23 protein-coding genes, 1 tRNA gene and 1 pseudogene are annotated in these 26,038 nt (G+C 54.4%); 14 read left to right on the top strand and 11 right to left on the bottom strand.

Annotated elements, in window-relative coordinates:
* The 4 genes from ALB80_RS07430 to ALB80_RS07415 all read left to right on the top strand — a co-directional run bounded on the left by ALB80_RS07430 (position 1) and on the right by ALB80_RS07415 (position 3,090).
* Entirely contained in the window at positions 1-927 is a 927-nt protein-coding gene (locus ALB80_RS07430; protein ID WP_050603422.1) for a methylenetetrahydrofolate reductase, read from the top strand.
* Between the two features lie 9 nt (positions 928-936).
* On the top strand, positions 937-1,989 hold the full coding sequence (locus ALB80_RS07425) for a methyltetrahydrofolate cobalamin methyltransferase (RefSeq protein WP_050603421.1): 1,053 nt from the start codon (positions 937-939) through the stop codon (positions 1,987-1,989).
* 129 nt (positions 1,990-2,118) lie between these two features.
* Positions 2,119-2,946 (top strand): polyphosphate kinase 2 family protein, encoded by an 828-nt coding sequence (locus ALB80_RS07420; RefSeq protein WP_050603659.1) that lies wholly within the window; start codon positions 2,119-2,121, stop codon positions 2,944-2,946.
* Positions 2,947-3,016: 70 nt separating this feature from the next.
* Positions 3,017-3,090, top strand: a tRNA-Gly gene (locus ALB80_RS07415).
* A 228-nt stretch (positions 3,091-3,318) separates the two neighbouring features.
* On the opposite strand, the gene ALB80_RS07410 is transcribed toward ALB80_RS07415, so the two are convergent.
* Positions 3,319-3,630, bottom strand: coding sequence for a helix-turn-helix domain-containing protein (locus ALB80_RS07410; RefSeq protein ID WP_172677870.1), 312 nt, complete (start codon positions 3,628-3,630; stop codon positions 3,319-3,321).
* A 579-nt stretch (positions 3,631-4,209) separates the two neighbouring features.
* Between ALB80_RS07410 and ALB80_RS07405 the strand changes: the two are divergent.
* Positions 4,210-5,064: pseudogene (locus ALB80_RS07405) on the top strand (terminase small subunit).
* A gap of 392 nt (positions 5,065-5,456) precedes the next feature.
* Here the strand turns inward: ALB80_RS07405 and ALB80_RS07400 are convergent.
* Positions 5,457-7,082: a hypothetical protein gene (locus tag ALB80_RS07400; protein ID WP_172677869.1), complete on the bottom strand. Its 1,626-nt coding sequence runs from the start codon at positions 7,080-7,082 to the stop codon at positions 5,457-5,459.
* Between the two features lie 333 nt (positions 7,083-7,415).
* Between ALB80_RS07400 and ALB80_RS22885 the strand changes: the two genes are divergently transcribed.
* The gene (locus ALB80_RS22885; protein WP_172677868.1) at positions 7,416-7,538 is read left to right on the top strand and encodes a helix-turn-helix domain-containing protein; all 123 of its coding nucleotides are present in this window, start codon (positions 7,416-7,418) and stop codon (positions 7,536-7,538) included.
* 152 nt (positions 7,539-7,690) lie between these two features.
* Here the strand turns inward: ALB80_RS22885 and ALB80_RS07395 are convergent, their stop codons facing one another.
* The 4 genes from ALB80_RS07395 to ALB80_RS07380 all read right to left on the bottom strand — a co-directional run bounded on the left by ALB80_RS07395 (position 7,691) and on the right by ALB80_RS07380 (position 11,960).
* Positions 7,691-8,245, bottom strand: a complete 555-nt coding sequence (locus ALB80_RS07395) for a hypothetical protein (protein ID WP_157054161.1) — start codon at positions 8,243-8,245, stop codon at positions 7,691-7,693.
* 68 nt (positions 8,246-8,313) lie between these two features.
* On the bottom strand, positions 8,314-9,024 hold the full coding sequence (locus ALB80_RS07390; RefSeq protein WP_253276840.1) for an AraC family transcriptional regulator: 711 nt from the start codon (positions 9,022-9,024) through the stop codon (positions 8,314-8,316).
* A 1,115-nt stretch (positions 9,025-10,139) separates the two neighbouring features.
* Positions 10,140-11,237, bottom strand: coding sequence for a Gfo/Idh/MocA family protein (locus tag ALB80_RS07385; RefSeq protein ID WP_050603415.1), 1,098 nt, complete (start codon positions 11,235-11,237; stop codon positions 10,140-10,142).
* A gap of 12 nt (positions 11,238-11,249) precedes the next feature.
* Positions 11,250-11,960, bottom strand: coding sequence for a GntR family transcriptional regulator (locus ALB80_RS07380; RefSeq protein ID WP_050603414.1), 711 nt, complete (start codon positions 11,958-11,960; stop codon positions 11,250-11,252).
* A 105-nt stretch (positions 11,961-12,065) separates the two neighbouring features.
* Between ALB80_RS07380 and ALB80_RS07375 the strand changes: the two genes are divergently transcribed.
* Genes ALB80_RS07375 through dctP form a run of 6 tightly spaced genes read left to right on the top strand, consistent with a single transcriptional unit; the run spans position 12,066 to position 17,642 of the window.
* Positions 12,066-13,220, top strand: a complete 1,155-nt coding sequence (locus ALB80_RS07375) for an LLM class flavin-dependent oxidoreductase (protein WP_050603413.1) — start codon at positions 12,066-12,068, stop codon at positions 13,218-13,220.
* Positions 13,220-14,110: an aldo/keto reductase family oxidoreductase gene (locus ALB80_RS07370; RefSeq protein ID WP_050603412.1), complete on the top strand. Its 891-nt coding sequence runs from the start codon at positions 13,220-13,222 to the stop codon at positions 14,108-14,110. Before ALB80_RS07375 ends, ALB80_RS07370 begins: the two co-directional genes overlap by 1 nt.
* Positions 14,107-14,625 carry a flavin reductase family protein gene (locus ALB80_RS07365; protein WP_083445227.1) on the top strand — a complete coding sequence of 173 codons (519 nt, stop codon included), beginning with the start codon at positions 14,107-14,109 and terminating at the stop codon, positions 14,623-14,625. Before ALB80_RS07370 ends, ALB80_RS07365 begins: the two co-directional genes overlap by 4 nt.
* A 53-nt stretch (positions 14,626-14,678) precedes the next feature.
* On the top strand, positions 14,679-15,266 hold the full coding sequence (locus ALB80_RS07360) for a TRAP transporter small permease (RefSeq protein WP_050603411.1): 588 nt from the start codon (positions 14,679-14,681) through the stop codon (positions 15,264-15,266).
* Entirely contained in the window at positions 15,267-16,556 is a 1,290-nt protein-coding gene (locus ALB80_RS07355) for a TRAP transporter large permease (RefSeq protein WP_050603410.1), read from the top strand.
* A gap of 24 nt (positions 16,557-16,580) precedes the next feature.
* Positions 16,581-17,642, top strand: a complete 1,062-nt coding sequence (gene dctP, locus ALB80_RS07350) for a TRAP transporter substrate-binding protein DctP (RefSeq protein ID WP_050603409.1) — start codon at positions 16,581-16,583, stop codon at positions 17,640-17,642.
* A gap of 30 nt (positions 17,643-17,672) precedes the next feature.
* Here the strand turns inward: dctP and ALB80_RS07345 are convergent, their stop codons facing one another.
* On the bottom strand, positions 17,673-18,143 hold the full coding sequence (locus ALB80_RS07345) for a tetratricopeptide repeat protein (protein WP_050603408.1): 471 nt from the start codon (positions 18,141-18,143) through the stop codon (positions 17,673-17,675).
* A 15-nt stretch (positions 18,144-18,158) separates the two neighbouring features.
* Here ALB80_RS07345 and ALB80_RS07340 point away from each other — a divergent pair, with 15 nt between their 5' ends.
* On the top strand, positions 18,159-19,430 hold the full coding sequence (locus tag ALB80_RS07340) for a cytochrome-c peroxidase (protein ID WP_253276833.1): 1,272 nt from the start codon (positions 18,159-18,161) through the stop codon (positions 19,428-19,430).
* Between the two features lie 596 nt (positions 19,431-20,026).
* On the opposite strand, the gene ALB80_RS07330 is transcribed toward ALB80_RS07340, so the two are convergent.
* The 4 genes from ALB80_RS07330 to ALB80_RS07315 form a co-directional block, all read right to left on the bottom strand.
* Positions 20,027-20,860, bottom strand: a complete 834-nt coding sequence (locus tag ALB80_RS07330) for a cytochrome c (RefSeq protein ID WP_050603406.1) — start codon at positions 20,858-20,860, stop codon at positions 20,027-20,029.
* A 258-nt stretch (positions 20,861-21,118) separates the two neighbouring features.
* A complete protein-coding gene (locus tag ALB80_RS07325) occupies positions 21,119-21,949 on the bottom strand; it encodes a glutathione S-transferase family protein (RefSeq protein ID WP_050603405.1) in 831 nt (276 codons plus the stop codon).
* Positions 21,950-22,116: 167 nt separating this feature from the next.
* Positions 22,117-23,880 (bottom strand): adenylate/guanylate cyclase domain-containing protein, encoded by a 1,764-nt coding sequence (locus tag ALB80_RS07320; protein ID WP_050603404.1) that lies wholly within the window; start codon positions 23,878-23,880, stop codon positions 22,117-22,119.
* A 276-nt stretch (positions 23,881-24,156) separates the two neighbouring features.
* A complete protein-coding gene (locus tag ALB80_RS07315) occupies positions 24,157-24,936 on the bottom strand; it encodes a 2OG-Fe(II) oxygenase (RefSeq protein ID WP_050603403.1) in 780 nt (259 codons plus the stop codon).
* A gap of 107 nt (positions 24,937-25,043) precedes the next feature.
* Here ALB80_RS07315 and ALB80_RS07310 point away from each other — a divergent pair, with 107 nt between their 5' ends.
* Positions 25,044-25,958, top strand: coding sequence for a LysR family transcriptional regulator (locus ALB80_RS07310; protein ID WP_050603402.1), 915 nt, complete (start codon positions 25,044-25,046; stop codon positions 25,956-25,958).
* Positions 25,959-26,038 lie beyond the last annotated feature (80 nt).

Here is a 26,038-nt window from a genome sequence, read left to right as displayed (position 1 = left end):
ATGGCTTTGCTGAACTTCAAGAAACGTGATGCGGTCGAAACGGGCCCTGTGAACCCGACCGTCGAAGCCTTTTTGCAAGGCTATTCGATCGAGGTGATGCCGCGAACCGCTGAAAAGGTCGACGATTTCCGCGCTCTGCTGCCCGAGGGCACTCGCGTCTACATCGCCCATATCGAGGGCACGCCCATCGAGGATATGGTCAAGACCGCCAAACGTATTGCGGCGGAAGGCTACCCTGTCATGCCGCACTTCCCGGCGCGGATCATCAAGGATGTCGCGACGCTGGAAAACTGGATCTCGATGTATCAGGGTGAAGCGGGCGTTGATCAGGCACTGCTGCTGGCCGGCGGCGTCGCAAAACCGCACGGCGATTTCGACAGCTCGATGCAACTGTTGGAAACAGGTTTGTTTGACAAGGCGGGCTTCAAGCGTTTGCATGTTGCAGGCCACCCCGAGGGCAACAAGGACATCGACCCGGACGGTTCGACCAAGAACGTGGACGATGCGCTGCGTTGGAAGCAAAAGTTCAGCGAAACAACCGATGCCGAAATGGCGCTGGCCACCCAATTTGCCTTTGACGCCAAGCCGATCATCGCTTGGGCCGACAGCCTGAAAGAGGCGGGGATCGATCTGCCGATCCATATCGGCATCGCGGGTCCAGCCAAGCTGCAGACGCTGATCAAGTTCGCTATCGCTTGTGGCGTCGGTCCGTCGCTGAAGGTTCTGCAAAAGCGCGCCATGGACGTCTCCAAGCTGCTGCTGCCCTATGAGCCGACCGACGTTGTGACTGAACTGGCCGAGCACAAGGCGGCCAACCCGGACTTCAACATCACCAACGTACACTTCTTTCCGCTGGGCGGGATCAAGACCAACGCCAACTGGGCGATCAATAACGGCGGCGCTTCGGCAAAGCCTGTAAACTCCTAAGGAACGGACATGACCCGTACAGTCGTAGAATCAAAAACAAAAACTGCAGTTCTGGGCTTTGACGAACCGTTCTGCGTGATCGGCGAGCGGATCAACCCGACCGGCCGCAAGAAACTGGCGGCCGAGCTGGAAGCGGGCGATTTCTCGACCGTCGAGAAAGACGCGCTGGCGCAGGTGATGGCAGGCGCAACCGTTCTGGATATCAACGCTGGCGTTGTCTACAACTCGAACCCCAACCCGAACGAGACCGAGCCGCCGCTGATGCGCAAGATCGTCGAGATGGTGCAGGGTCTGGTCGAAGTGCCGCTGTGCATCGACTCGTCGGTTCCCGGTGCCCTGGAGGCCGGTCTTGAAGCCGCTGAAGGCCGTCCGCTGCTGAACTCGGTCACAGGCGAAGAAGAGCGTCTGGAACTGGTTCTGCCGCTGGTCAAGAAGTACAACGTGCCTGTTGTGGCGATCTCGAACGATGACACCGGTATCTCGGAAGATCCCAATGTGCGTTTCGAAGTGGCCAAGAAGATTGTCGAGCGCGCTGCTGATTTCGGCATCCCCGCGCATGACATCGTGGTCGATCCGCTGGTCATGCCCATCGGTGCAATGGCAACTGCGGGTCAGCAGGTGTTCGCTCTGGTCCGTCGCTTGCGCGAAGAGCTGGGCGTAAACACCACCTGTGGTGCGTCCAACGTGTCGTTTGGTCTGCCGAACCGTCATGGCATCAACAACGCTTTCCTTCCGATGGCGATGGGCGCGGGGATGACTTCGGCCATCATGAACCCCGTTGCACTGCCAACAGGGCCCAAGAAAATTGCCGAGAAGAGGGCCGAGATCGAAGCCAAAGGCGTAATTCTGCCTGCTGACATGGATGATGAAACTTTCTGCCAGCTGTTCGGGCTGGGTTCGACCAAGCCGCGCGCCGGTAAGGAAATGGAGGCCATCCGCGCCGCCAACCTTCTGACCAACAATGACCCCCACGGCGGTGAGTGGATCCGGTTCAACAAAGCGCCCGACGAGGCCGGTGCCGCCGGTGGCCGTCGCGGTGGTGGTCGTCGTCGCCGCGCCTGATCTGATCCAAACAAATTCCAAAGGCCGGGCCCAGCGCCCGGCCTTTTGTTGTTTTTGACCCTGATCAATGTCGATTGCGCAGAAGGTTTCACTATGGCCCGATCAAGCGAACAAGGATCAGGTGGCACCATGAGCAAACATCATCCCCCGAAACTCTCGGAGGCGGACCTGAGCAAGCGTCTGAACAAGAAAGATTATTTCGACCAGTTGATTGATTTGCAGGCCAAGCTTGCCAGAATTCAACAAGCCTATCTGTTTCACGGGCTCAAGGGTGTTTTGGTGTTTGAAGGCTGGGATGCAGCAGGCAAAGGGGGAACCATTCGCCGGGTCAGCCAGGCTCTGGACCCGCGCAGTTTCAAAGTCTGGCCGATCGGAGCCCCCCGAAACTACTATCTCAACCGGCATTATCTGCTGCGGTTCTGGGAACGTCTGCCGCCCTCGGGTGCGATCTCTGCCTTCGATCGCAGCTGGTACGGCCGGGTTCTGGTCGAGCGGATCGAAAAGCTGACGCCCGAAGAACGCTGGCGCGCGGCTTATCAGGAAATCAACGATTTTGAACGGATGCTGGTCGATGACGGCACGCGGATCGTGAAACTGTTCTTTCATATTTCGCAAGAGGAACAGATGCGCCGTTTCACGGAGAGGCTGACAAACCCATTGAAACGCTGGAAGCTGACCTACGAAGATTTCAGAAACCGTGAGAAATGGGACATTGCCGAAGTTGCGGTTGATGAAATGTTGGCGCGTACGTCGACCAAAGTGGCTCCGTGGCATGTCATTCCAGCGAACAACAAGAAATTCGCCCGGATCAATGCGATGCAAGCCATTGTTGATGCGTTCGCAGATGGTGTTGACCTGAACCCGCAACACTTGGACCAGCGGACAATAGAGGCTGCCGGCGAAGCCCTCGACGTCGACCAATCGCTGATCGACAGCTTGCGCGCGCGAACGGAATGACAAATTGCGTACGATCTACCCATAGTCGGGTTGAACCTGTCTCCTCACTGATGATATCTCAAGGAAAGCGGCGGGTATGATGTAATGGTAGCCTGTCAGCTTCCCAAGCTGAACGCGCGGGTTCGATTCCCGCTACCCGCTCCATAAAAACCCGATAAGCGCTAATAAAATAAAGAAATAAAAAAGGGGGAAGCTGAAGCTGCCCCACATCAGAGTTTTTTTACCCGCCGATTATGCGGCCTTTCCTTCGATCAGGTTTTCCAGATCTTCGACCTTCACCATCTTGCAGCCCGTGCCCCGGTGAATCTTCAATTTACGGTTTTTCTCGGTGCAAAAGATCGGTTGATCCGATTGGCATGGTGTATAGAGCTTTCACTCTTTTTCCAGGGCGGACCCCTTAGCTACTTTTGCCCATTCGAGCCAAGCTTTTCGCTGTTCGGGGGAAAGGGCACGGAACGCCTCGAGAAGAAGCGCCTCGTCGTCTTTGTCAGGTGCGCTGAAATCTACAAGCTCAGTTGGCTCCACATCAAGGGCTGCGGCAATAATAGCTTGCTTCTTGGTGGTGAGTGGACGTTTTCCCTTTTCTAATTGCGCCAAATAAGATCGAGATAAATCAACCTTCACTGAAAGTTCGTCCTGAGTAAGCCCTTTGGCTTGCCGGATTTCTTTAATGCGTATCTTCATGATCGATCTTTGGAGCCATTGTGGGGCCCGCATTGGCGGTTTCTATGGGGTTTGCTGTGCGGTGAACCGCATCTGCCTCGGAGTCTATCAATTGGGCTTTGTGGGAGGTTGCGTCGTATCGGTTGAGAACTGCAGGTTCGACGAACTTTATTGGGGGATGATCCGTTTGATGAGTGCCATTTCCACTCTTTGTTGCATTGGTGGATCACAAGCTCAGGGTTAGGCACTTTATCGACCCATGATCTTTTCCATGCGAGTTCTCCTTGGTCTCTTTTGTAAAGTAAACATGTTGCATTAAGCAACAACAAAGTGAACGTGTTGACAAAAAATCGGCACAACCCAAAAGGTCAGGCGCAAGGTCAATATAAGGTCAGATATGTTATAGATTTAAAACAATAAAATATAGTACGGAAGTCAAGATAAGGTCAGGTTCGAGGTCGGCGAAAGGTCACTAAAGTAACAAGTAAACAAATACATTGATGCTGATGATAGGGTTTTCGCGTTTACAGTTTGTTGCTTAATGCAGAGTTCGCGCCTATCCTGCGGTCGATCTTGAGGCGAAAGAGGCACCGCCCCGGAATGAGCAGCACAACCGACAATCCAGCCTTGGCAGACACAACCCGGCTCGATCAATTCGACCTGAACCCGCGTCAGCGGGCCTTTGTGCTTACCTACCTTGCTGATCCGAACGCGAAAAAGGCCGCAATCGACGCCGGATATGCAGAAGGATCAGCATAGGCCCAAGGTTCGCGATTGTTAAGCAATGTTAAGGTTGCCCGCGCCATCGCTGAGGGTCGCAAACAGGTCGAGAGCAAGACCATGCTGGATGCAGAGGGCATTGTGAACCTCTGGACGCAAATCGCCCTGTCAGACCCAAACGAACTGACACAGCACATCCACGCGCCTTGTCGCTACTGCTACGGCATCGACCATCAGTACCGGTGGAAGACAGAGCGGGAGTTCACCGAGCGCAAGGCTGAAAAGGTGTTCTTCCTGTTCCACGACGACAATGAGCGCGACGGCGCAATGTCAGGTGCAATCGTAGACCCGCGTATCCCAGACGATGCAAGCGGTTACGGTTATCGCCTCACAGACCCGCCAAACCCGGCCTGTCCTGAGTGTTCCGGCATGGGGATCGAAATCACCCGCATGGCAGACACCCGCAAACTCAGCCCCGCCGCGCGCCTCGTGTTCGATGGTGTGAAGGAAACCAAGCAGGGTGTCGAAATCAAGGTGCAGGACCGGACCAAGACCCTTGAGAACATAGCCAAAGACTTGGACATGTTCGCGGGCAAGGTCGATGCAGAAGAGGCCAGCCCGCTCGACCACCTTGTTCAGCGCATGATGGGCGCGGGCAACGCAGTGCCCGTCAATCCGGGCAACGAAAGTGACTACTTGGTTGGTGCGCCCTCCATCGCAGGCCGTTGCTGGTGATATGGATGGTACCGCTGAGAACCTTGCGGTCGTGGAGCCCAGCAACGCCGCGTGGTTTCGAGAAAATGTTCTTGATGCGGTTGAGACCCTCGTGGTCGAGCCAGAACAGATGCGATATGGATAATCCTCCTGTCGCCCTTGAATTACGATAACGCAGTTGACGGAATCTACTGAGTAATGACCGCTCAGCATGAGAACCCGTCATCCGATTGAAACCGTCTTATGACGGCAGAGAACCCAAATCGACCCTAAAAAATGGCGCAACCTATCGCCCGCGGTGAATGTAGATAGCGCGCTTTAGGTTGGGTCGCGATAGAATATCGAAAGCCGAGAATGTCTTACATGTCTGCCATTCGATTACTAGCCTATGCTCTAGTAACCCATCTAGGCCTCTATGCTTGGATCGGATCACCTGGCAACCCTATCGCCTCTCTGATGTGGTCAGGCAGATGAAGATTTTGTGCGAGGATATCCGCCTTTTCTGACAGCGCTTCCGCACGTTCTGCAGCAGTTTCCGCGTTGGAGAGCATTCCCGACTTCCTGAGTATCCACGACTTCACTAACCAGAAGTGTCTGCAGTAGGGACGCATTTCAGTCGCGTCTGAAATTGCTTCGATCGCGAGTTGGTTATCACCCGCCATCATGTGTGCAATCGAAAGGGGATAAAGCCGGTACGGCAAAAACGGATCCTCGGTGGAACGACTCACGGCCTTCGCTAAACTCTTCCGAGCAGCTTCCCAGTTGCCGGCAATGACTTCGGTGTAACCACTCGCCTCCATACCCAAAACGTAGCTGGGATTCAGTCGGAAAATCCTATCAATGTCCTTCCGGGCGCCATGCAGATCACCCGCGAGGCGCGCGCGTACCTGCGCCCGCGTATACCAGCAGTAGTCAGAGCGAGGCGCAGCTTGAACGGCCTTGTTCGAAGATTCAATGATCCGCACACGCAAATCAGGATCAGCCTCGCGATAGCATGCTTCTAGGGGGTAGAGTTTGGCTTCACACCACATTGCAAGCCCGGACCCGTTCTCGGGATCAAGTCCAAGCGCTCGCTCCAGTAATTTACCCGCATGACTATAGTCCTCGACGGTGGCACGGTAAAACAGCATTGCCGCTCGGGATCTCAACTCACTAGGGCTCAATTGATCGTCTGGAATATCATTAAGCCGGTCACCGTCAAACGCATTGATTTGCAGACGTAAATCGTCTGACAGCTGTTCTGCAGCCCGGTCGCTTAATTCAAACAAATCTTCAGACTCTCCGTTTAAGAAGCGCGACCAGGTTACCTGTCCATCTCCCAACCGGGTAAGGCTAGACGATATCCTTGCTTCGCTCTCCCGGCAGCGCAACCTGCACCTCAGGCTGTAAGTTGCTTCGGTCTCGGATGTTGAATCTGTTGCAATTACACGCACACCAGTGCGGCGCGAAAGACTGTGAACCAACTGCTCCTGCAGGTCAGCACAAACCTCAAGCGTCTCTCTCGTTTCGGGAGCACTTGTGACCGGCTCGACTGCAATGGAAGGCAATTCGGTGAGTTCAATTTCACGCTGTGTGGCGGGCCGCCATTGAAACCCATTCACAGGATTGGCAAGGTTCTTTAAATCGAATCTACCCGCATCGCTGAAGTCCGCTGAAAGCTTTTCGTCCAACTGCCGCTTAAGGTCTTCGGAGATCATCACACCACCGGGTGGAGCCTCAGTTTGCAAGCGTGCGGTGATGTTTATACCGGCACCATAAATGTCGGCCTCGTCTTGAACAATTTCCCCGAGATGCGCAGCCATCCTAAGCCTGATTTTCTCATGGTCGACCAAGGCCAACTGTACAAACTGAGCGGTTTCGATTGCCGCTGATACTGAAGGAAAGGCAATTATCCATCCATCACCCAAGCGCTTCAGTATCTCGCCGCCTCTTTGTACCGCCTCTGGTTCCAGTAGTTTATCCCGAAGTTCGCGGACCAGCCCGATTGCGAGCGACTGATCCGCCTCCATCGCGGACGTATAGCCGACCAGGTCAGCCATCAAGATCACAGCAAGGCGAGCTCTCATATAGCAAGGTTAAAACAACGTTCAGTTATTGTCATCTTTTGAAGCGGGCGAAGTGACCGCTGGGTATCATCAAAGCAATGCAGTGAATGGCGGCTTCGTCAGCGCAGCGGTCGTTGGGATGGGTCGCAGCGAATTAGCGGTTTGAGCCCAAAATACCGGATGATGCAAGTCGCACAAATGTCTGTTAATCAACCTGTGCGGCAAGCCATTTGGCTAGGATGCCGATCAGTATCACGGTTGGACGAATGACCTCGGGACTGCTTTTGAAGTACTTGACGGAGTTTGGTCTGGTCATCACGCGGTCTTGTGGCCAAGCAATCGCTGAGGTCTATAGCGCGCAGTCTTCACCGAGCGCCCTCAACCATCAGTCGTAAGCAGCGATGGCCGCAAGCCCAATCGCAAAGCCTGCCAATCGCAGCAGGGGATTAACTGGTACATGGCGGGAAGTTTCGGGTTTGTGGTTTCGGTTTGCACTGGATCAGTTCTCTTTTAGTTTGGCGCAGAAATGTGCGCAGCGTGAAACCCAGAAAACACACAATTTGTTTTCGTCCTTCGCTTCAGCTGCGCATACATGTTCTGGTCTATGGAAGGTTTGTAGAAAGGCTGGCGCAGTCCACGTCTGTCTTGCGAGAACCAAACATATCCGCCAACAGGTTTCGGCCTGGGTTGATAACAAATCCGGTATCCGCCGAAAGGCCTTTCGCAAGAAACAAGTCCGCCCCCTGATCCGTGGCATCGGATGAAACGCGCACCATGTCGCTGATCAGATCCCGCCCTGCCAGCAGTTCGCGCATCACATTGGGGTTCGTGATGACAATTCGGATCGATCCCGTTCGACCCACATCGATATGTTCACCAGTAAAGTCACCTGCCACAAAACGGACAGGCATCGTGCGACAAGCACTGTTGATGCGAAACGAGGCGGTGCCTTTGCCGGCAATCCCGCGCAGCATCAAAAGATTCCCTTCCTTTGGGTGCGGAATATTGATGACGGCGATGTCGCTTTCCGGCTTGGTGATCGCTTCGGCGTTTGCAACATCGGTTGTTGCGACGGAGATCAAAATCAGGCTGACCGCCAATCCAATGGTCGCCAGATAACCTTTTGGCGTTCTGAGTTTCATGACAATTCCTTTCATGGTTGCTGTCCCAAGCTTGTGGGTAGTGCAAACAAGAAAGTTGAAAGGTGCGAAACCCGCGCCCGGATCTACGTTTCCGAACGTTTGAAATCGCGATTGAGAACGTATTTGTCGCCGCTCCCCTGGCGTTTATAGGCAGAAGGAGTTTGGCCGGTCAGGCGACGAAACTCCGTGTTGAAGCTGGACTTGCTTTGGAATCCGGCCTCTAACATGATGTCTGTCACGGGCAGATCAGTGGTTGTTAGCAGCATTGCTGCATGTCGCACGCGAAAGCCGTTGATATAGCGAGAAATATTCTCTCCGTGAACGCGATTGACCGCTTTTGATACGCTTCGTGCGGGGCAGTGAAGCCGCCGGCCCAACCGCGCGAGCGTCAGATCCGGGTCCTTGAAGATATGCTGTTCTGCCATCAGCTGATCTAGCTTGCGCAACAGGTCCTGATCTTCTTCCAGAGGAGGCTCTGCCGCGGGAGCGCCTGAAGCGTGCCGCGTCTGGCCCCCAAGGACAATTGGCACACCAACAAGCGCACAGAGCAAGACGGCCGTAACAATCACACCTGATATGCCTGTCAGCAGCTGGATGACCCCTGCATTGCCTGCAGAAAGCACCGCAACAAAGATCATATCAGCCGCAACGATCAGGGCGATGAAGAGGAGTGCAAAGAGCAACGCAAGCCTGGTCATGCGAAATTTGTTGGGGGCGACCTGAACAAATGCTTCCGGCGGCTGGCGCAACATCCTCGCCAGCAAAATCGCACAGATGGCATTGGTGCCGATCACGACCAAATCAGCGGACCAGGCCGTTGGTAGAAAAAGCGCAAGTTGCCCAATCACAATACCAATGGCGGCCATCAGAAGCCTCTCTCGGGTTGGGAACCCGGTCGTTGACGCAAGTGATTGAAAACCAAGCCATAGCGTGGGAGCTATCAGAATCGCAATATGAGGCTGTATCCGGCTCAGCCCATCAATCCCATATTCCGATCTCAATCCCACAAAGACGGTGACCACTGCAACAAGGCCAAGTGCAAGGCTAAAAAGTACGCGCGCAGCAACGGGCAGCAGCGGTCTGCTGACAACTGCTACTGCGACGAAAACCGCGAGAATCGAAATGAGCCAAGAAGTGGGAACCGTGCTCACGGTGGTATTCCTCAAATCAGGTTCTCAAGTGCAATGGCTTAGATGCCCAAAGCATTTCAGGCGCTGTTCATCCGAGCTGTTTGACACGCAAGACTACAATGCCATCGAATTTAACACCACATGCATTGGAGCTTGCTAGTAGTCTCCGGTACAAGATCGCGTTTTAGAACTTTGTTCAGGTCAAACGGCGGCATAGGGCATTCGTGATGTTTCGTGGATGCTGCAAGCGGCTCACTCTCAATGGAGTGAAAGACCTCTGACCATCGGTAGCAGACATCGCTCCACCGGACACGGACAACGGCTTTGTCCCGCAACTAGGAAGTAGTTCCCGTTCAAACCAACGTCCGGTTCCAGTTCAAGCGGTCAGTGGCGCTCCAAAGCAGACGTTGTCGCGGAGCCGACCGGTATTGAGAGTCCGGTTTCAATCGCTTTGTGGACATCCGACAAAAATGCTCAGATGACCACATCGAGCCCAAAGGTGACCTCTATACACGTTGCAGTAATCGGCAAAATGGGCGGAAAGCGGGCATTCGCTGCAACCGAAAGAGCATCTCACTCGATCATGAAAAGTGGCCTTTCCCAGCCGGAAAGGCAGGACAAATAGTGTAGGGTGGGCATCCCAGCGGGAATGCGGAAAAGTAGGCTTCTACAGTCGCTATAAATGGCCCTTTGCCAACTCGAGTGGCGATATATGACATAAGTTCACGCAATATGGGGCTATTTAGCGGCTACAAAACGCACCCGCGTTTTTAATCTATTCAATCGACCATGAATACTGTTTCGCTGGTGTCAATTGCCTGTTGCGCCGCTTGCCCCATCCTAACGGCCCAGAGGCCGTCATTCAAACTCACATCCGGCTTTGCTTTTTCGCCACGAAGCACAGCCAAGAATCCTTCATGCTGGTAGTAGGTCGACCCATTGTGATCCCCAGCCGCCAACAGATTTGGGTCCACTGGAACGTCCATTGATACGGGACCTTTGGGAATGCGCGGACTAATGATTACACGCGGAGGCGGGGGGGCGCCCAAGTGATCCTGCCAAAAGCGTCCGGGTCCTGGAACCAGCGCCTCGATTTTAACATCTGGTCCGACGGCCGAAATTTCTTCCTGATAGCGAGAGCCTTCGGCAAACATGCAAAGTTCCAACATCGCGCGCGCGCCCGAAGCAAAGTCGACAAGAACATAGCCGTGATCCAGAATATCTGGGGTTTGGCCGTCGTAACTCTCGTCCAAATGGTTCACCGCCTGCCCACCACTTGCCGTTATCCGTACCGGGTCGGATTGCAATATCAGGCGCATTAGGTCGAAGAAGTGGCAGCATTTTTCAACAAAAGTACCGCCCGTATTGCGGTTGAAACGGTTCCAGTGGCCGACCTTTTCCAGGAATGGAAATCGATGCTCGCGGATCGATAACATTTTTACACCACCTGTCGCCTGAGTCTTCTCGATCAGAGCAGCAATAGGGGGCATGTACCGGTATTCCATCGCGACCCAAACCGGGCAGGGGTAGTCGCGCTGCAACTGCTCGAGTCGGGTCACGTCTTGCGGGTCGGTGAACAATGGCTTTTCTACCAAAAGCGGTAGTGGACGTGTTTCAGCGATTTCGCAAATCTGGTCTACATGAAAATGGTTTGGGCTAACAATGACGACGCAGTCCAGTTCTTCAACCGCCAGAAGCTCTTGCACGGAACCAACCATGGCTGCAGTTGGCGCAAGTGCCTTGGCGACTTTTGTCATCTCTGGATCGGGCTCAAAGATCGCTGACACATTAGTACCTTCCAGCAATCCGATATTGTGCAGGTGCTCTTGCCCCATCATTCCGCATCCAATCAGCCCGTAATTGATGGTCCGGGTCATGTGCGATTCCTTTTACTTCAAACGTTGTACGTAGTTGGCCCGATCTGGGTCGAACCATGTTTTTGAGAATTCAACGGCTTCGGCGTTTTCCGACCAGCTGAACCGCTCGATGTAACCTACCGCTTGGCCCGCTGGTTTGGTAAATTCAGGAGGGGTCCAGTCCGGTAGCGGCCGGACCGATACTCTGTCTTCGGCTCTTGCGATCCAAAATCCCAATTGCCGCTGATAATAGCGATAGAGTGAGTCGGACAGTAGGCTCTGGTCGACCAGACCAGCTGATTCGTCTAGCCAGATTTCTTCGACAGCGATGATTGTATCATTCAGGTAGCGCATCCGCCGCACGCGCGAACCGGCATCAGAATCACCGAATTTAGGCAGATCGATTGGCTTTTTTTGATGGTCAACTGACAGGATATCCGCACGTGGCAGGCCACCCCCTTCAGGTAGTTCCAGCCGGAACATTGCATAGACGCTATTTTGTGTGCCGGTCTCGCGGATGTAGTTTCCTGAGCCTTGGATACGCTCCAACATCCCTTTTTTTTCTAGCTCAGAGAGCGATTTTCGTAGCGTTCCAACCGAGACATTCAACTCCGCGGCCATCTCGCGCTCGGGTGGCAAGCGCTCACCTTCAATAAGGCGACCAGCCGAGATGTCACGGATCAGAAGTTCCGCGATCTGAATAAATACCGGCAGGGCATTTGGGTTTCGGTTGGACACAGGCACAGTAGACGCTTCACTCGGCCGCAGGAAAAATTGATACACTATTGATCTACATCAAAGCGATTGCTACGCAAGAGGAAAGTCAAAGATGTACGGAGCGTAAATCAAATGAGCATCGTCCCCATCACATCCCCCGATCTGGATGCGGCCGAAGTTTCGTGGTTTGCCGCGCTGTGTTCCGATGATTACCAGTTCCTTGGCGTTCCCGATGGCGACCTGCGGTCGAGTTGGGAGCATTGTTCGAACATTGTGAAGGAGGCCGAAGCGCAGGGTTTTCGCAACATCCTATGCCCGTCCTCCTATCAGGTCGGTCAAGACACGCTGAGCTTTGTCGCCGGCTGCGCTCCGATCACCGAACGGATCAACCTGCTGGCCGCCGTACGCTGTGGTGAGATGCAACCGATCATGCTGGCCCGCACCATCGCAACGCTGGATCACATGCTGAAGGGGCGGTTGACGGTTAACATCATCTCATCCGACTTTCCCGGTGAGAAAGCCGACAGCGCGTTCCGCTACCAACGCTCGCGCGAAGTGGTGGAGATTCTGAAACAGGCCTGGACCCAGGATGAGATCAATCATGCAGGCGAAGTCTATAACTTCTCGGGCCTGACCACTGACCCAGTCAAGCCATACCAGGCTGGAGGGCCGCTACTCTATTTCGGCGGCTATTCTCCCTCCGCTTTGGATCTGTGTGGTGAGCATTGCGATGTCTATCTGATGTGGCCTGAAACCAAGGACCAACTGGCTGAACGGATGAAGGCTGTTCACGCCGTCGCGGAAAACTACGACCGCACGCTGGATTACGGCCTGCGTGTCCATATGATCGTTCGCGATACCGAGGCTGAGGCGCAGGAATACGCGGACTACATCGTCTCGAAGCTGGACGACGAATACGGTCGCGCCATCCGCGAACGGGCGCTGGATTCGACTTCGCTGGGTGTGGCGCATCAGGCCAGGAACCGCGACCTGGCGGATGAGTACGGCTATGTTGAACCCGGTCTCTGGACCGGTGTTGGCCGGGCGCGGTCTGGCTGCGGTGCCGCTCTGGTCGGATCCACCGATCAGGTTATGTCGAAGATCGAGGAATACCAGAAGATGGGCATCCGCGCTTTCATCTTCTCGGGCTACCCGCATCTGGACGAAGCCCGTCATTTCGGCGCCCGCGTATTGCCGAACCTGAAAATCTGTTCCCTTCCCGAAGCTTACGGAAGGATTCCAAATACGACCCCGGCCACACCGCTGGGCAACGGAGAACGCCGCTGATGCAACGTGTGAAACTATCTGACTCGCTTGAAATGAGCCGCCTTGTCTATGGCATGTGGCGGTTGGGCGATGACAGTGACACGTCCGCGGGCCATGTCGAGGCCAAGATTCAGGCCTGTCTGGATCAGGGCATCACCACCTTCGATCAGGCCGACATCTATGGCGGCTACCAGGCCGAGGCTGTGCTGGGCACGGCCCTGCGCGCCAATCCAAGCCTGCGTCAGAAGATGGAATTTGTCACCAAATGTGACATCGTCGCGCCGGTTGGCCGTTACGCGGATGCGAAAGTAAAATACTACGACACCTCGCGCGCTCACATTCTGAAATCGGTCGACACGTCGCTGTCCGAAATGGCGATTGACCACATCGATCTGCTGCTGATCCACCGCCCAGATCCCATGATGGACCACCATGAAACTGGAGCAGCTCTGGATGAGGTTGTTGCCAGTGGCAAGGTCGGCGCCGTCGGTGTGTCCAACTTCCGCCCGTGGGATTGGTCGTTGCTGCAATCGGCGATGAAAACGCAGTTGGTCACTAACCAGATTGAAATTTCTCTGGGTGAGATCAGCCCCTTCACCAACGGAGACCTGGCGTTTCACCAACAGCATGGCCATCCGTTGATGGCATGGTCGCCGCTAGGTGGAGGCCTGTTGATGGCCGGAAACCCACCGGTTGGGGTTGTCGCTGATGAAATCGCAGCCGAGTTCGGCGTGGATCGCGCCGCCGTCGCCGTGGCGTTCCTGCTGGCCCATCCGGCCAGCATCCTGCCGGTTCTAGGCACCAACAGTCTGGACCGGATCAAACGCGCCTCGGACGCATTGAAAGTCAAACTGGATCGGGAAAGCTGGTTCCGCCTGTACGAGGCGGCACTGGGGAACGAGGTTCCATGATGAACGCAATCTCAAAGGACATGACCCACACCTTCGTTCCGCAAAAGGAGGACACCCGCACCTTGCGCGATGCCTTCGGCCGTTTTGCGACCGGTGTCACCATCGTCACTTGTGATAGCGCGGACGGGCCGGTCTGCATCACCGCGAACAGCTTTTCGTCCCTATCGCTCGACCCACCGCTGATCATGTGGGCCGGAGACCGCAACTCGCGCCGCTTCCCCTATTTCCACAAAGCCCGTCATTTCAGCGTCCACGTGCTGTCCTCGGAACAGGCCGAGCTGTGTTTCGGCTGCTCGAAAGACGCCTTTGCACTGCGGGACATCAACCACGAGCGCTGTAAGAATGGGACACCGGTGTTGGCGGACTGCCTTGCTCGGTTCGAATGCGAACAGCACGCGTATCATGATGCAGGCGATCACGTTATTGTAGTTGGAAAGGTTCTCAAGGCCAGCATGTCGGATGGAGACGCGCTGACCTTTTATGCTGGGAAACTCGGCCAATTCGCGAAAGCCTAAGCGCGATTTGACGACCGTGGGACATACCCGCGGCTGAACAAGGGAGGATCCGCATGAGCGGACTGGCATCGGTGCTTGCGCCGATTGCATTCGTGAACGAAACCGTGCTGCGTCTGGGCCGCGCGGTTGGTATTGTTGCGATTGCGCTCATGGTGATCGCAATTCTGATCCAGGTGTTCTTCCGATACGTTCTGGGCAACGCGCTGCCCTGGCCGGATGAGGCCGCGCGGTTCTGTATGTTGTGGATGACCGGTCTTATGGCGCCCACTGCCTTTCGGCGCGGCGGCTTTGTGGCCATAGACATGCTGGAACGCTTCCTTCCCCGCGTCGTCGGCCAAACGTTGAATCTGTTCCTGCTTTTGATCGCGCTCTCCGTCTTGGTGGTCGCAGTCAACATCGGCTGGTCCGAGGTTACCGGCTTTGGCGGCAAATTCGCCACTGCCGCGCTGTATCTGCCCACCTCTTTCGGGTTCGACGAATGGTATCGCATTCCACGCAGTTGGATGATGGCATCGCTGCTGGTGGGGATCATCCTGCTGATCTCGGTGAATATCGAGCTGATCCTGCGATCCTTCATCACTCTGCTGGGCGGCGGCCACCTGTTGCCCGAAATTCCCGATGCGGCAGTGGGGGCCGAATAAATGCTGATCTGGTTCCTGCCCATCTTCCTGATTTTCCTGCTGATCGGCCTACCGGTCTTATTTGCCCTTTTGGCCGCGCCCGGTATCTTGCTGTGGCTCAACGGTCAGGCCAATGACATCACGCTGCTCTATCGCAATGTCTATAACGGCATGGACAGCTTCCCGCTGATGGCGATTCCCTTCTTCATGCTGGCCGGAGAGTTGATGAATCGCGGTGGCATCACTATCCGCTTGGTCGAGTTCAGCCAAGCCTTGATGGGCCACCTGCGCGGTGGTCTGGCGCATGTGAACGTGCTGAGCTCGATCCTCTTCGCGGGCCTCTCGGGGTCCGCCGTGGCGGACACCTCGGCGCTTGGGTCGATGCTGATCCCGGCGATGGAGAAACAGGGCTATACCCGCAAATTCGCTGCCGCGATCACAGCAGCCAGTTCAGTCATTGGTCCAATCATCCCGCCCTCAGGCATCATGATCATTTACGCCTATGTGATGGGCGAAAGCGTGGCCGCTCTGTTTTTGGCGGGTATCGTCCCCGGCGTGATGGTCGGCGTTGGTCTGATGCTGATGATCAAACTCATGGCAGACCGATATAACTTCCCCGTTGCCAGCCGAAAATACACTTGGCCCGAACGGCGTCAGGCCAGCCTGAAAGCCTTTTTCCCATTGATGACCCCGGTGATCATTCTAGGCGGCATTCTGGGCGGCATTTTCACACCAACCGAGGCCGCCGCCGTCGCCGTGGGTTACGCCTTCATCATCGGCTTCTTCGTCTTGCGCACGCTGACTTGGAAAGAAGTGCCAGAAGTTCTCAGCAACGCAGGCATGACCTCCGCCGTCGTCCTGCTGCTGGTCGGCGCGGCGATGGCGTTCAAGACGGTTGTCAGCCTCAGCCATGCGCCGGAACAACTGGCCTCGCTGATCCTCAGCCTTTCGGAAAACCCGCTTATCTTGCTGTTCCTGATCAACCTGCTGCTATTCATCGTCGGCATGTTTCTAGATGCAGGCCCCGCGATCATCATCCTTGGCCCGATCCTTGGACCCATCTTCACCAGCCTTGGTGTAGACCCGATCCATTTCGCCATCATCATGAGCGTCAACCTGACCGTCGGCCTCGCCACTCCGCCGATGGGCTTGGTCCTGTTTGTCGCCGCCGCCGTATCCCGCGAACGGGTCGAAACAATCGCCAAGGCGATCCTGCCGTTCCTGGCTGTCGAAATCATAGTGATATTCCTAATCACCTATATCCCCGCACTATCTATGACTATCCCTAGGATAACGGGATTTGCCAACTAACTGAGTTCCACAGGGAGGAAACGCATGCTCAGAAACTTCATCAAAACCGCAGCGGTGGCCACATCGCTTGTGGCCGTGTCCGCTATGGCCGCCACAGCTGCCGACTACACACTGCGCGCTACTGCCAACTCGAACGAAAATGACGAAGATTATGACGGCCTGATCGTCTTCAAGAACTATGTCGAGGCAGCCTCGAACGGTGCGATTGAGGTCGAGCTGTTCATCGGCACCCAACTGTGTTCGAACGGCGCGGAATGCCTGCAAGGCGTGGCCGATGGCACCATCGACATCTACATCTCCACCTCGGGCGGGGCCTCGGGCATCTTTCCTTACGTGCAGGTTCTGGACCTGCCCTACCTGATGGCCGATGACCGCATTGCCGAGCATGTTCTGTCCGGCGACTTCACCCGCACCATGCGCGACATGGCATTGGAAGATTCTGGCGGTGCGATACGTCTTATGACCATTGGCAACACCGGCGGCTGGCGCAACTTCGCCAACACCCAGCGCCGCATTGCCGAGCCTGCCGACATGGAAGGTCTGAAAATCCGCACCGTGGTCGCCGACCTGCCGCAGGAACTTGTCAAAGCTCTGGGAGCTTCGCCGACACCGATCCCATGGCCGGAACTGTTCACTAGCTTCCAGACCGGCGTGGTCGAGGGATCCAAGAACGGCATCACCGACATTATGGGCATGAAATTCCCTGACGCGGGTCTGCAATATGTCACGCTGGACGGCCATGCCTATATGGGAGCGCTGTGGTGGATGAACAACGCCAAGTTCCAGGAGATGCCCGAGGAAATGCGCCGCGTCGTTGTCGACGGTTTCTATGCGCTGCAACAGGCCACCTTTGCCTCGCCCAAGCGAAAGTCGATTCAGGCCTATGAGGATTTTGTCGCCGGTGGTGGGGACCTCTATGTCCTAACGCCAGATCAGAAGGCTGCGTTCAAAGAGGCCGCTACCCCGGTTTATGACTGGTTCCAGTCCAACGTCGCCCGCGGGGATGAAATCTTTGGCGCGTTGACCGAAGCGGTTACTGCGGCTGAGGCCGATGTGAACGCCTCACGCGCAGCAGACCTTAACTAAATGCAAGGGCCGGGCTTTGCGGCCCGGCCATCACCGAAACGGGTACATCCACCCTTTGTAGTCGTTGACAAGCACATGCGCCCTTTCGATCTGCTCCGGCGACATTTTCTTAACCACTTCCTCAAGGCTGATCGCCGCGTCGGGGTCGCCGCCAATGGCGCTGAGCGTGTACCACAAGTAGGCTCGCACAAGATCGGGCGCGGGCATGCCCAGACCCAATTCATAATACCAACCAACGCCCGACTGAGCCCCCGGATGCCCCTTCATCGAGGCGCGCAGATACCATTCAAAGGCCCGTTCGTAATCCTGCTCGACCCCGAGACCCAGCCCGTACATCACGCCAATCAACTCCTCGGCCTCGGCGTTGCCCGAGCGAGCGGCTGGAAGAAGTTCCTCGCGCGCGGCTTCAAACTGACCGGCTTCCATCAGATCGCGTGCTTGCTCCAGTTCAGCCAGGGCCGGAGACGCAAATACGCAAAGGGCGAAAACAAGCTGGCGCATGGGATAGTTGCTCTCTTGTGGGTTGGGGCCGCGGCGGCACAGGATTTGCCGCGCCCGCTAACCAATGATGACTTTGTTCCTTTTGATATGGAACAGGCCGCCGTCGGTCATCAACTGTTTTACGACCCGATCCTGTCAGGCAACCGCAACATCACCTGCGCCCATTGTCACCACCCGGATTTCGGCACCTCGGACGGGTTGTCACTGGGTATAGGAGAAGGCGGGCAGGGGTTGGGGCCGGACCGCACACCCGGCACTGGGGCAGACAGAATACGCAAACGCATCCCTCGCAACTCTCCGGGCCTATGGAACCTTGGGGCCAAGGAAATTCATACCGTATTTCACGACGGCCGGTTGAGCATTTCCAACGTCTACGGCAATGCCTTCAATTCCCCAGCGCAGGAGTGGCTGCCTGAGGGTCTGAATTCCCTGCTGGCGGCCCAGGCTCTGTTTCCCCTGACTTCACAATTTGAGATGGCGGGCAATGTGGCCGAGAATGAGGTTACAGGCGCGGTGCATGATCGTATTGACAAGGGCTGGCCGATTCTGGCGAAACGCGTCCGCACCGATCCACGCTATGGTCCGGCCATCGTCGCCGCCTTTGATGAGGTCGAGACGACCGAAGACATCACTATCACGCAAGTCGCCAACGCTCTGGCCGCATTCATGGCGATCGAGTGGCGTAGTACCGACAGCCAGTTTGACCACTACCTCGCAGGTGACGCAAATGCCCTTTCACCGGCCCAATTGGATGGGGTGAAGCTTTTCTACGGCAAAGCCCGCTGCTCCACCTGCCACACCGGACCGCTCATGTCAGATCAGAAGTTCCATGCCTTGGGATTACCGCCCTTTGGGCCGGGCCGCACCCGTCAGTGGGATCCCGTTGTCCGGGATGTTGGCCGCATGGGTGAAAGCAACCGCCTTGAGGATGCTTATAGGTTTCGCACCCCTATGTTGCGCAACGTTGCCCTGACTGCGCCTTACGGTCACAATGGCGCCTTCCCCGATCTTGAAAGCGTCGTTCGCCATCATTTAGACCCGCAGGCAAGCCTAGAAAAGTGGAGTCCCAAAATGGCTGCATTGCCCGAGGTGCCATGGTTGCAAAAAACTGATTTCTTAGTTTGGGAGGACTACTATGAGATGGAGCGGCAACGCAAAAAAAATGACATTGTTCCGATCCAACTCACGGAGTTAGAAATTCAAAACCTGATTGCATTTTTACATTCGTTGACAGGTGTCAGCGCAGGTTCATTGAAGTTTGGGGTACCGAAAGGATTTATTCCTTAGCTATCCCTCAGGAAGATATTGTTGCGGAATGCTATTGTCGTACTTCGCCTATATCTCAATCACGTACACCATTTGCAGCGGGGCAAATCTCGGCAGTTAGCTGTTGTGGGACCAACGCATCGGGTTGGGCGGTTGTGTCCGAATGGGCCTCGGACGCGTGGAATTCCACCTTGCTGAGCGCAGGTTTCAAATGCCGGTTTTGTGTGAGATCATCTACGCTTTGGCTTCGCAGCTGCGGCTAAAGTCCGGTTTGACGGGCCGCATCGCAGCATCGATGGTTATCGCCGGAGGTCGGCTTTGGGCCGTTTTTGAGTCCCACGGCTCTAAATGCAACCGACCGATTTGTCCGCAAGTCTGCCGTTCAGAAGATCTCAGCGAACGTCCGCTGCCGTTCAACGCAGAACTTCAGGCGAAACTTCTCGAAATGACCACCAGCAATGACCGCCATCTGTTTCAGAGCCGTCATCTGACGAAAAGACTCAGATGACCGGATCGAGCCCAAAGCGGAAACGAATATAACTCGCTCAGTGGCCCCACAAGCCGAACGCAAAGCTGAGTTCGGGTGTGCTAGTCCTAGCGGTTTTCCATAAGAAAAGTTAAGGATCAGGTAGAGGTGGAATGGTGCGTAGATACATCACGATAGCCTCAAGGTCTTCGGGCGCCATTGTCGCATAGTAGGCGTAACCCATCGGCGGTTGCATTTGTGTCCCGTCTGGGCGTTCACCCGAAACGATCATGGTTTTCAGCTCTTCTTCCGTATATCCGACCAACCCATCTTCGTGGCTCGTGATATTGGAAGCGACGGATACCCCCCACGGTCCATGGAACTCGAACCCACCTGCGCCAAGATGAGTTTCGAACATAGGACCCTTGGGGCCGAATGTCGTATGGCATTCCGTGCAATGCGCGACTGGCCCTGCGAGATATGCGCCATATTCGACAGTTGCGCCTTGCGGCGGCGATGAAACGGTATCAATCGGCGGACCGTAGTCTGGAGGAAGTGGAAAGCCATACGTTGAACCGGGCGTCTCATTACCACTCGCAGGCATTGTTCTGAGAAACATAACCATCGACATGACGTCGTCGTCACTCAGACCGCGATATAAGCCGATCGGCATAGGCGGCCCTATGACCGTACCATCTGGACGAACACCTTCGCGTATCGCTCGGGCAAGCTCTTCGTCACTCCAATCCGCAACCCGGCTACCGGGTGTTATGTTGACAGCCCAGGCCTCCATCAAGTCGCTCTTTTCAACCATCATACCACCCAACTCGTTGGACATATCAGGCCCATTTGGTCCTTGAGGTGTATGGCAGTTTCCGCACGCCGCAGGACCACGGACGAGGTATTCACCACGTGCCAAACTCGGTTCGGCCATTGCCGCAAACGGAAAAGAAATAGCTGAAATAGCTATGATTAGTTTATGCATGTTTTGTCCCCCCAACGTTGGGTGTGAACCGGTCAACAATAAAACACTCGTTTAAAGTCCCAACAATTTGAGATCATACATTACTTTGAGAAAATCCAAAAAACTTTGCCGCTCCACGTTCGCTTCATTAACGAAACTTCCGTTTGATCTGCAGGCAAAAAGTGATTTGTAGAGTTCTTCCCAACCTCCTCAAGCCGATTGCATAGGGCGAGCGTTCACCCATGATGAATGCTATCAGGAGGTTGGATTTAGGTAAGCCTAATTTGTGGGGGCTGGTCCTAGTCCCGCATTGGCGACAACCAAACCAAGTTCTTCGTCTGAAACCGATCCAGAGTACTTGTCCCGCGGAGGCATAGGTCTGGTTTTCCAATGTGGTTCAAACGTGAAGCTGGACATATTTCGACCGTCCACCAAGGCACCGTTCCCAGCGCCCAGTGCGTAATCATAATAAAGTTTGAGAATCTCTTCTTCCGTCACCTGTTCAGTCGCTGCATGTTTCAAACAGGCAGCCCTCCATTTTTTGACACGGGCATAATCGTCGCCAATCGGCAATTCGAAATCCTCATAGTAGTCAAGAAACCAAAAACGCTTGAATACTGGCGTAAAAACCGCCTCTGCTAATCCGAAATCATCAAACAAGAATACGCCGTCCGGATTGTGGGTAAGCAGGAAGTCGTTAAGATCGCGGTACAGTGCAAGCAGCTTTTCGTTGTGCACATCTTTCTGCCCTTGGTCTTGGTTCATGACATAGACATAGCCTGCCATTGTGAATGGACCCTCCTTGGCAATCAACATAGACTCCACTGCGTGTTCGCCAGGGTTAGAGCGCCGCAGTTTTGGCCCTTCAAGTACTTCGTCAAGGTAACGAAGAATAACCAGACTTTCCTTTAAAATCTGACCTTCCACGGTTTCGAGAACTGGAAGCGCCGTTGTTCCTCGTGTTTTCCTTAGAAGCTCTGGGTCGCGAGGCTTCGTGATGTCCACAACGCGGAATTCAACTGCATCTTGCAGACCTCGAAGTGCCAACAGAATCTCAAGGCGCTGAGAAAAGGGGCATACAGGGATATGATAGACGGTATGCTTTGCCATATTGCTTAATCCAGTGGAGAGCCGATGAAAGTCATATCGTGTTGCTGCTACATTAGTCTAAGGATTGTTTGTCACAAAGAAAAAGTCTGCAATGTCTTCAAAGTGGACATCTGCCACGATTTGGAAAATGACCGCATCGAGCCTCGAGCGGGCTTCTTTCCGTCTCATTAGTCCGGCAATCCTGCGGCTTTTAGGCCCGCCACAATCTTTAGTCTGTGCTCTTCCTTTGCGTAGGGCAATTGGGAATTCAGTGTGGATACCGTAGCTACAGGGATCAATTCGAGAAGCCTCGAACCGGCTTCCTCTGCTTCTTGTAATTTGCCCTGCGCCGTTTTTACCGCCGACAAAAATATATAGTTCATAGGAAACTGAGGCGCGTTTCGTATTGCTGCCTGCAAGTATTCGATAGCTTCTTCATAGCGGTCAAGCTGCAACATTAGGTGACCATAATTCAGAAGGTAAATGGGCGGAGTATGTGGTTCTAGCCGCATAGCCCGGTCCATTGGCGCAATTGCCAACTCCGGTGTTCCCGCGTAGATAAGTGAAGAAGCCTGCCACAGATGTCCATCAGAGGAATTAGGGTCCAGTGATAAGGCTGTTTCATGCTCAGAAAGAGCTCTTTTGAACCCGTCGCCCCACATATGCATCCAACCCAGAAACGCGTGAGCGGCAGCAAGGTTAGGGTCTATCTTGGCGGCACGTTCGGCCTCAGCCAATGCTTCGTCGAACGCGTTGTGGTGGCTGTTCCACTTGAAGAACCAAGCATGGAATTTTAAGTAGCTTCTAACTGCCATAGCATAGGCGAAATTTGGGTCAGCTTCTAACGCTTTGGTGAATATTACCTGCGCTTCGGCGTTGGCTTGCGGACCCGGTTCACGATAGCGCAGTCGGCCTTTAAGAAACCAGTCACGCGCTTCAGTATTCTCTGTGTATTGACTGCCAAGACGATTTTCCTCACCTTCCCGCAACTGTATAGACAGCGCGTCGACAACTTCTCTTGTAATCTCGTCTTGCAGGTCAAAAACGTCTTCCAGCGTTCCGTCTCTGCGATTGGCCCAGACGTGACTTCCATTCGCGGTTTCAATTAGCTGAGCGTTCATGCGAACCCGGTTGCCTGCCTTGCGGATACTGCCCTCAAGAACATAGTGCACCCCCAACTCCTTGCCGACGCGTCGCAGATCTACTGCCTTGCCTTTGTAAACAAAGGAAGAGTTGCGACCGATGACTAACAAGCCAGACAATTTTGAGAGGTCGGTGATCAAGTCCTCTGTCATGCCGTCTGCGAAGTACTCTTGCTCTGCATCACCTGACATATTGTCGAACGGCAAAACCGCTATAGACGGAATTTTTGGCAAGCTCGGGGTTGAAATCAACCCTGAATCTGGGGTGGACTTTTTAGTATTTGCGTCATCATTTGCCGAGTTCGTCCATTTCCAGATGCGGATTGGCTCTACAATGTTTTTTACCTGCTGAGCTCCCGCGTCTTGAAAAGGCACATCCAAGCGGTGCTTGATCTGTTCATGGACCGAGGCCGAAATGCAGATTCCGCCAGGATCGGACAGCGTTTCCAATCTTGAAGCCACATTTACACCATCGCCATGAATGTCGTCACCTTCCACCACAACGTCGCCGATATTTATGCCGACACGAAAAGTAATCTCGTGATCGCCTGGTGCTTCTCCGTTGCGTGAATGGATAGATTTTTGAATATCATAGGCGCATGAAACTGCGTCGACGGCGCTGGCGAACTCCGTCAAAACTCCGTCTCCCATCCATTTGACTACTCGACCTTCGTGTTTTGCAACGGAGGGCTCTACAACATTTTCCCGAAGTTCACGCAATTTCAGCAATGTTCGTTCTTCATTGGTGCGGACAAGGCGCGAGTAACCAACGACATCTGCCGCAAGTATTGCGGCCAGTCTTCGTTTCATAAACACACCCTCCTAAAGTTGGGAGACTAAACTCACGCAAAACTGAAATCCAGTTTTGAATTACATCTAGCGCTCAACAAGACTGGGGTGGTGAAAGGGGCACGTAAGCTGGTTTCACGGTGGCTGCTTTCTCCGCATTGCGGTCGCTCGCGATATTTGGGCGCACGTCTGAACCGAGCCCAAACTACTTGATGCTGCGCGTCGCAGCAATGTCAGCTTTCAGGTTGCTCTCGTATTTTCTACATTGCGGGGCGAGGCAATCGCGGTGAGCTACTTTTAGCTCAATCGACCATAAAAGGTCATTCGGGCGGCTTCAGAAAGTTCGACACCGTGTTCGGCATTATAAGCAAGCACTGCGAGAATGCGCGTTAGATCGCCTTCATTCGGTGCCACCCGGTGAATCGAGTTGCGGCCCCGGAAGAAGACCAGTGTACCGGCATCGGCCTCGACAATTTCCACTGGCGCCCTTCCGTCCAAAATTTCATTAACTTTCTCAAATCCCATTTCGCCTAAATCTGCATCGCGAACGGCGTTAACGTATTCGAACTGCCCACCCTTTTCAGGCGCTTGCACCATCAAGGTGATGGCAAAGGACGAGTTGTCAAAATGCCAGCCAAGCTCCTCTCCCTTTTCAGCAAAATGCAGGTTGATGGAAGATAGTGGGTCTGCGTATTGGTGCATCGCGTCTTCGCCAAGGACATCGCACAAGAAGCTCCGGAAAACCGGGGCGTCGTAGAGTTGGCGCAATGGTGAACCCTGCGGCATCAAATCATCGGTAATGCATCCTTTGGATGAGGTGACGAGGCGATTGCGTGCATGGTCGTCAGCAAACCTTTCGTCTTTTGGGGTCAGGTAGACGTTGTGTTGCTTTGTTGACTTAAAGACCTTGTCTTTGTTGGCGATGCCCTCGTCACGGATTGTATCAATCGCTCCCTTTTGAACAAATCCCGGCATCACGAAGACACCCGTTTCGTTAAACTCTTTCTTACAAGCTGCGCGGAAATCCGCATTGCCGATCGGAAAGGCTTTTAAGTCGATAATGTCTTTCAGCTCCATTGGTCTCTCCTGCCGTCAAGTTGCGTTGTTGACGTGATACAGAGGCACAAAGAACAAATAAAATTGTTTTTTGTTGCCTTTAAAGTGGAAAAAGTTATCCAAGTGTCATGGTCGAAATAACACTCAAACAATGCCGCTACTTCCGAGCAGTGGCGCAGACTGGTGGGGTCGCTTCAGCAGCGCAGCTCGTTAGCATCTCGCAGCCCGCCGTTGCCCAAGCTATCGCCAAACTGGAAACTCAAACGGGACTTGTGTTGTTTCGACGCTTGCACGCGCGCGGAATGGAGCTGACGGCACAAGGTGTCGAGTTCCTTCGATATGCTGAACAAATGCTGGTTTACGCCGACAAAATGGACGTCGCAGTGGCAGATATTGCTGCTCACAGAATGGGAACATTACGCCTAGGCTGCTTTCAGTCGATTGCGCCGTTCTACCTGTCGCACATCCTCAGCGTCTTCCCGAGACACATGCCTGGTGTAGTTTTGGATGTCGACGAACTTCTGCAAGAAGACCTGATCGTAGCCCTGGGCCGAAACAAAATCGACCTAGCGATCCTTTATGATCTGGGCATTGATGACACCTTGTTCCGCATACGTCCTCTTGCAACGGCAGACCTCTATCTGATCGTCCCACCAAACCACAGGCTTTCAAAAAGGGTGTCCGTGTCAATTCGTGAGATCGACGGAGAGGAGTTCGTGCTTTTCGATGCGCCTCAAAGCCGGGACTATTTTCTTAGCATTTTTTCCGAGTTCGATATTGCACCGAATATCACGTTTCGATCGTCGTCGATTGAATCGGTTCGCTGTAACGTGGCAAACGGGCTGGGTGTTTCGCTTCTCTCGATGAAACCTGCCGACAACAAAACCTACGACGGCGGTCGGGTTGTCCCGATCAAACTCTCCGATGCAATACCGCCGATGCGAATTGTCATCGCGTCACATATGGCAGCCCCAGAGAATCTGCTGGCTGACAGGTTTACCGGCATTTGTCGGAGCCTGTTCCAGGACCGGAAAATGCCATAGGACGTTGCGAGGCCGGAAGCTAAATTACGTGGAGAGCGGTCATTTATTGGACGCAGGGAAACGCCTGCTTTGTCCCGCAA

The sequence above is a fragment of the Ruegeria sp. 6PALISEP08 genome (genome assembly GCF_001238295.1).
Lineage (GTDB): Bacteria > Pseudomonadota > Alphaproteobacteria > Rhodobacterales > Rhodobacteraceae > Ruegeria.
The sequence above is the reverse complement of the archived record's forward strand: the minus strand, read 5'-3'. Positions and strand labels throughout refer to the sequence as shown.

Bases quoted from the DNA above. Each gene is read 5' to 3' on its own strand.
- ALB80_RS07410 (WP_172677870.1), bottom strand. From the start codon at position 3,630: ATGAAGATACGCATTAAAGAAATCCGGCAAGCCAAAGGGCTTACTCAG.
- ALB80_RS07425 (WP_050603421.1), top strand. From the start codon at position 937: ATGACCCGTACAGTCGTAGAATCAAAAACAAAAACTGCAGTTCTGGGC.
- ALB80_RS07330 (WP_050603406.1), bottom strand. From the start codon at position 20,860: ATGCATAAACTAATCATAGCTATTTCAGCTATTTCTTTTCCGTTTGCG.
- ALB80_RS07430 (WP_050603422.1), top strand. From the start codon at position 1: ATGGCTTTGCTGAACTTCAAGAAACGTGATGCGGTCGAAACGGGCCCT.
- ALB80_RS07400 (WP_172677869.1), bottom strand. From the start codon at position 7,082: ATGGCTGACCTGGTCGGCTATACGTCCGCGATGGAGGCGGATCAGTCG.
- ALB80_RS07325 (WP_050603405.1), bottom strand. From the start codon at position 21,949: ATGGCAAAGCATACCGTCTATCATATCCCTGTATGCCCCTTTTCTCAG.
- ALB80_RS07370 (WP_050603412.1), top strand. From the start codon at position 13,220: ATGCAACGTGTGAAACTATCTGACTCGCTTGAAATGAGCCGCCTTGTC.
- ALB80_RS07365 (WP_083445227.1), top strand. From the start codon at position 14,107: ATGATGAACGCAATCTCAAAGGACATGACCCACACCTTCGTTCCGCAA.
- dctP (WP_050603409.1), top strand. From the start codon at position 16,581: ATGCTCAGAAACTTCATCAAAACCGCAGCGGTGGCCACATCGCTTGTG.
- ALB80_RS07345 (WP_050603408.1), bottom strand. From the start codon at position 18,143: ATGCGCCAGCTTGTTTTCGCCCTTTGCGTATTTGCGTCTCCGGCCCTG.
- ALB80_RS07315 (WP_050603403.1), bottom strand. From the start codon at position 24,936: ATGGAGCTGAAAGACATTATCGACTTAAAAGCCTTTCCGATCGGCAAT.
- ALB80_RS07420 (WP_050603659.1), top strand. From the start codon at position 2,119: ATGAGCAAACATCATCCCCCGAAACTCTCGGAGGCGGACCTGAGCAAG.
- ALB80_RS07375 (WP_050603413.1), top strand. From the start codon at position 12,066: ATGAGCATCGTCCCCATCACATCCCCCGATCTGGATGCGGCCGAAGTT.
- ALB80_RS07385 (WP_050603415.1), bottom strand. From the start codon at position 11,237: ATGACCCGGACCATCAATTACGGGCTGATTGGATGCGGAATGATGGGG.
- ALB80_RS07310 (WP_050603402.1), top strand. From the start codon at position 25,044: ATGGTCGAAATAACACTCAAACAATGCCGCTACTTCCGAGCAGTGGCG.
- ALB80_RS07360 (WP_050603411.1), top strand. From the start codon at position 14,679: ATGAGCGGACTGGCATCGGTGCTTGCGCCGATTGCATTCGTGAACGAA.
- ALB80_RS07355 (WP_050603410.1), top strand. From the start codon at position 15,267: ATGCTGATCTGGTTCCTGCCCATCTTCCTGATTTTCCTGCTGATCGGC.
- ALB80_RS07320 (WP_050603404.1), bottom strand. From the start codon at position 23,880: ATGAAACGAAGACTGGCCGCAATACTTGCGGCAGATGTCGTTGGTTAC.
- ALB80_RS07395 (WP_157054161.1), bottom strand. From the start codon at position 8,245: ATGAAAGGAATTGTCATGAAACTCAGAACGCCAAAAGGTTATCTGGCG.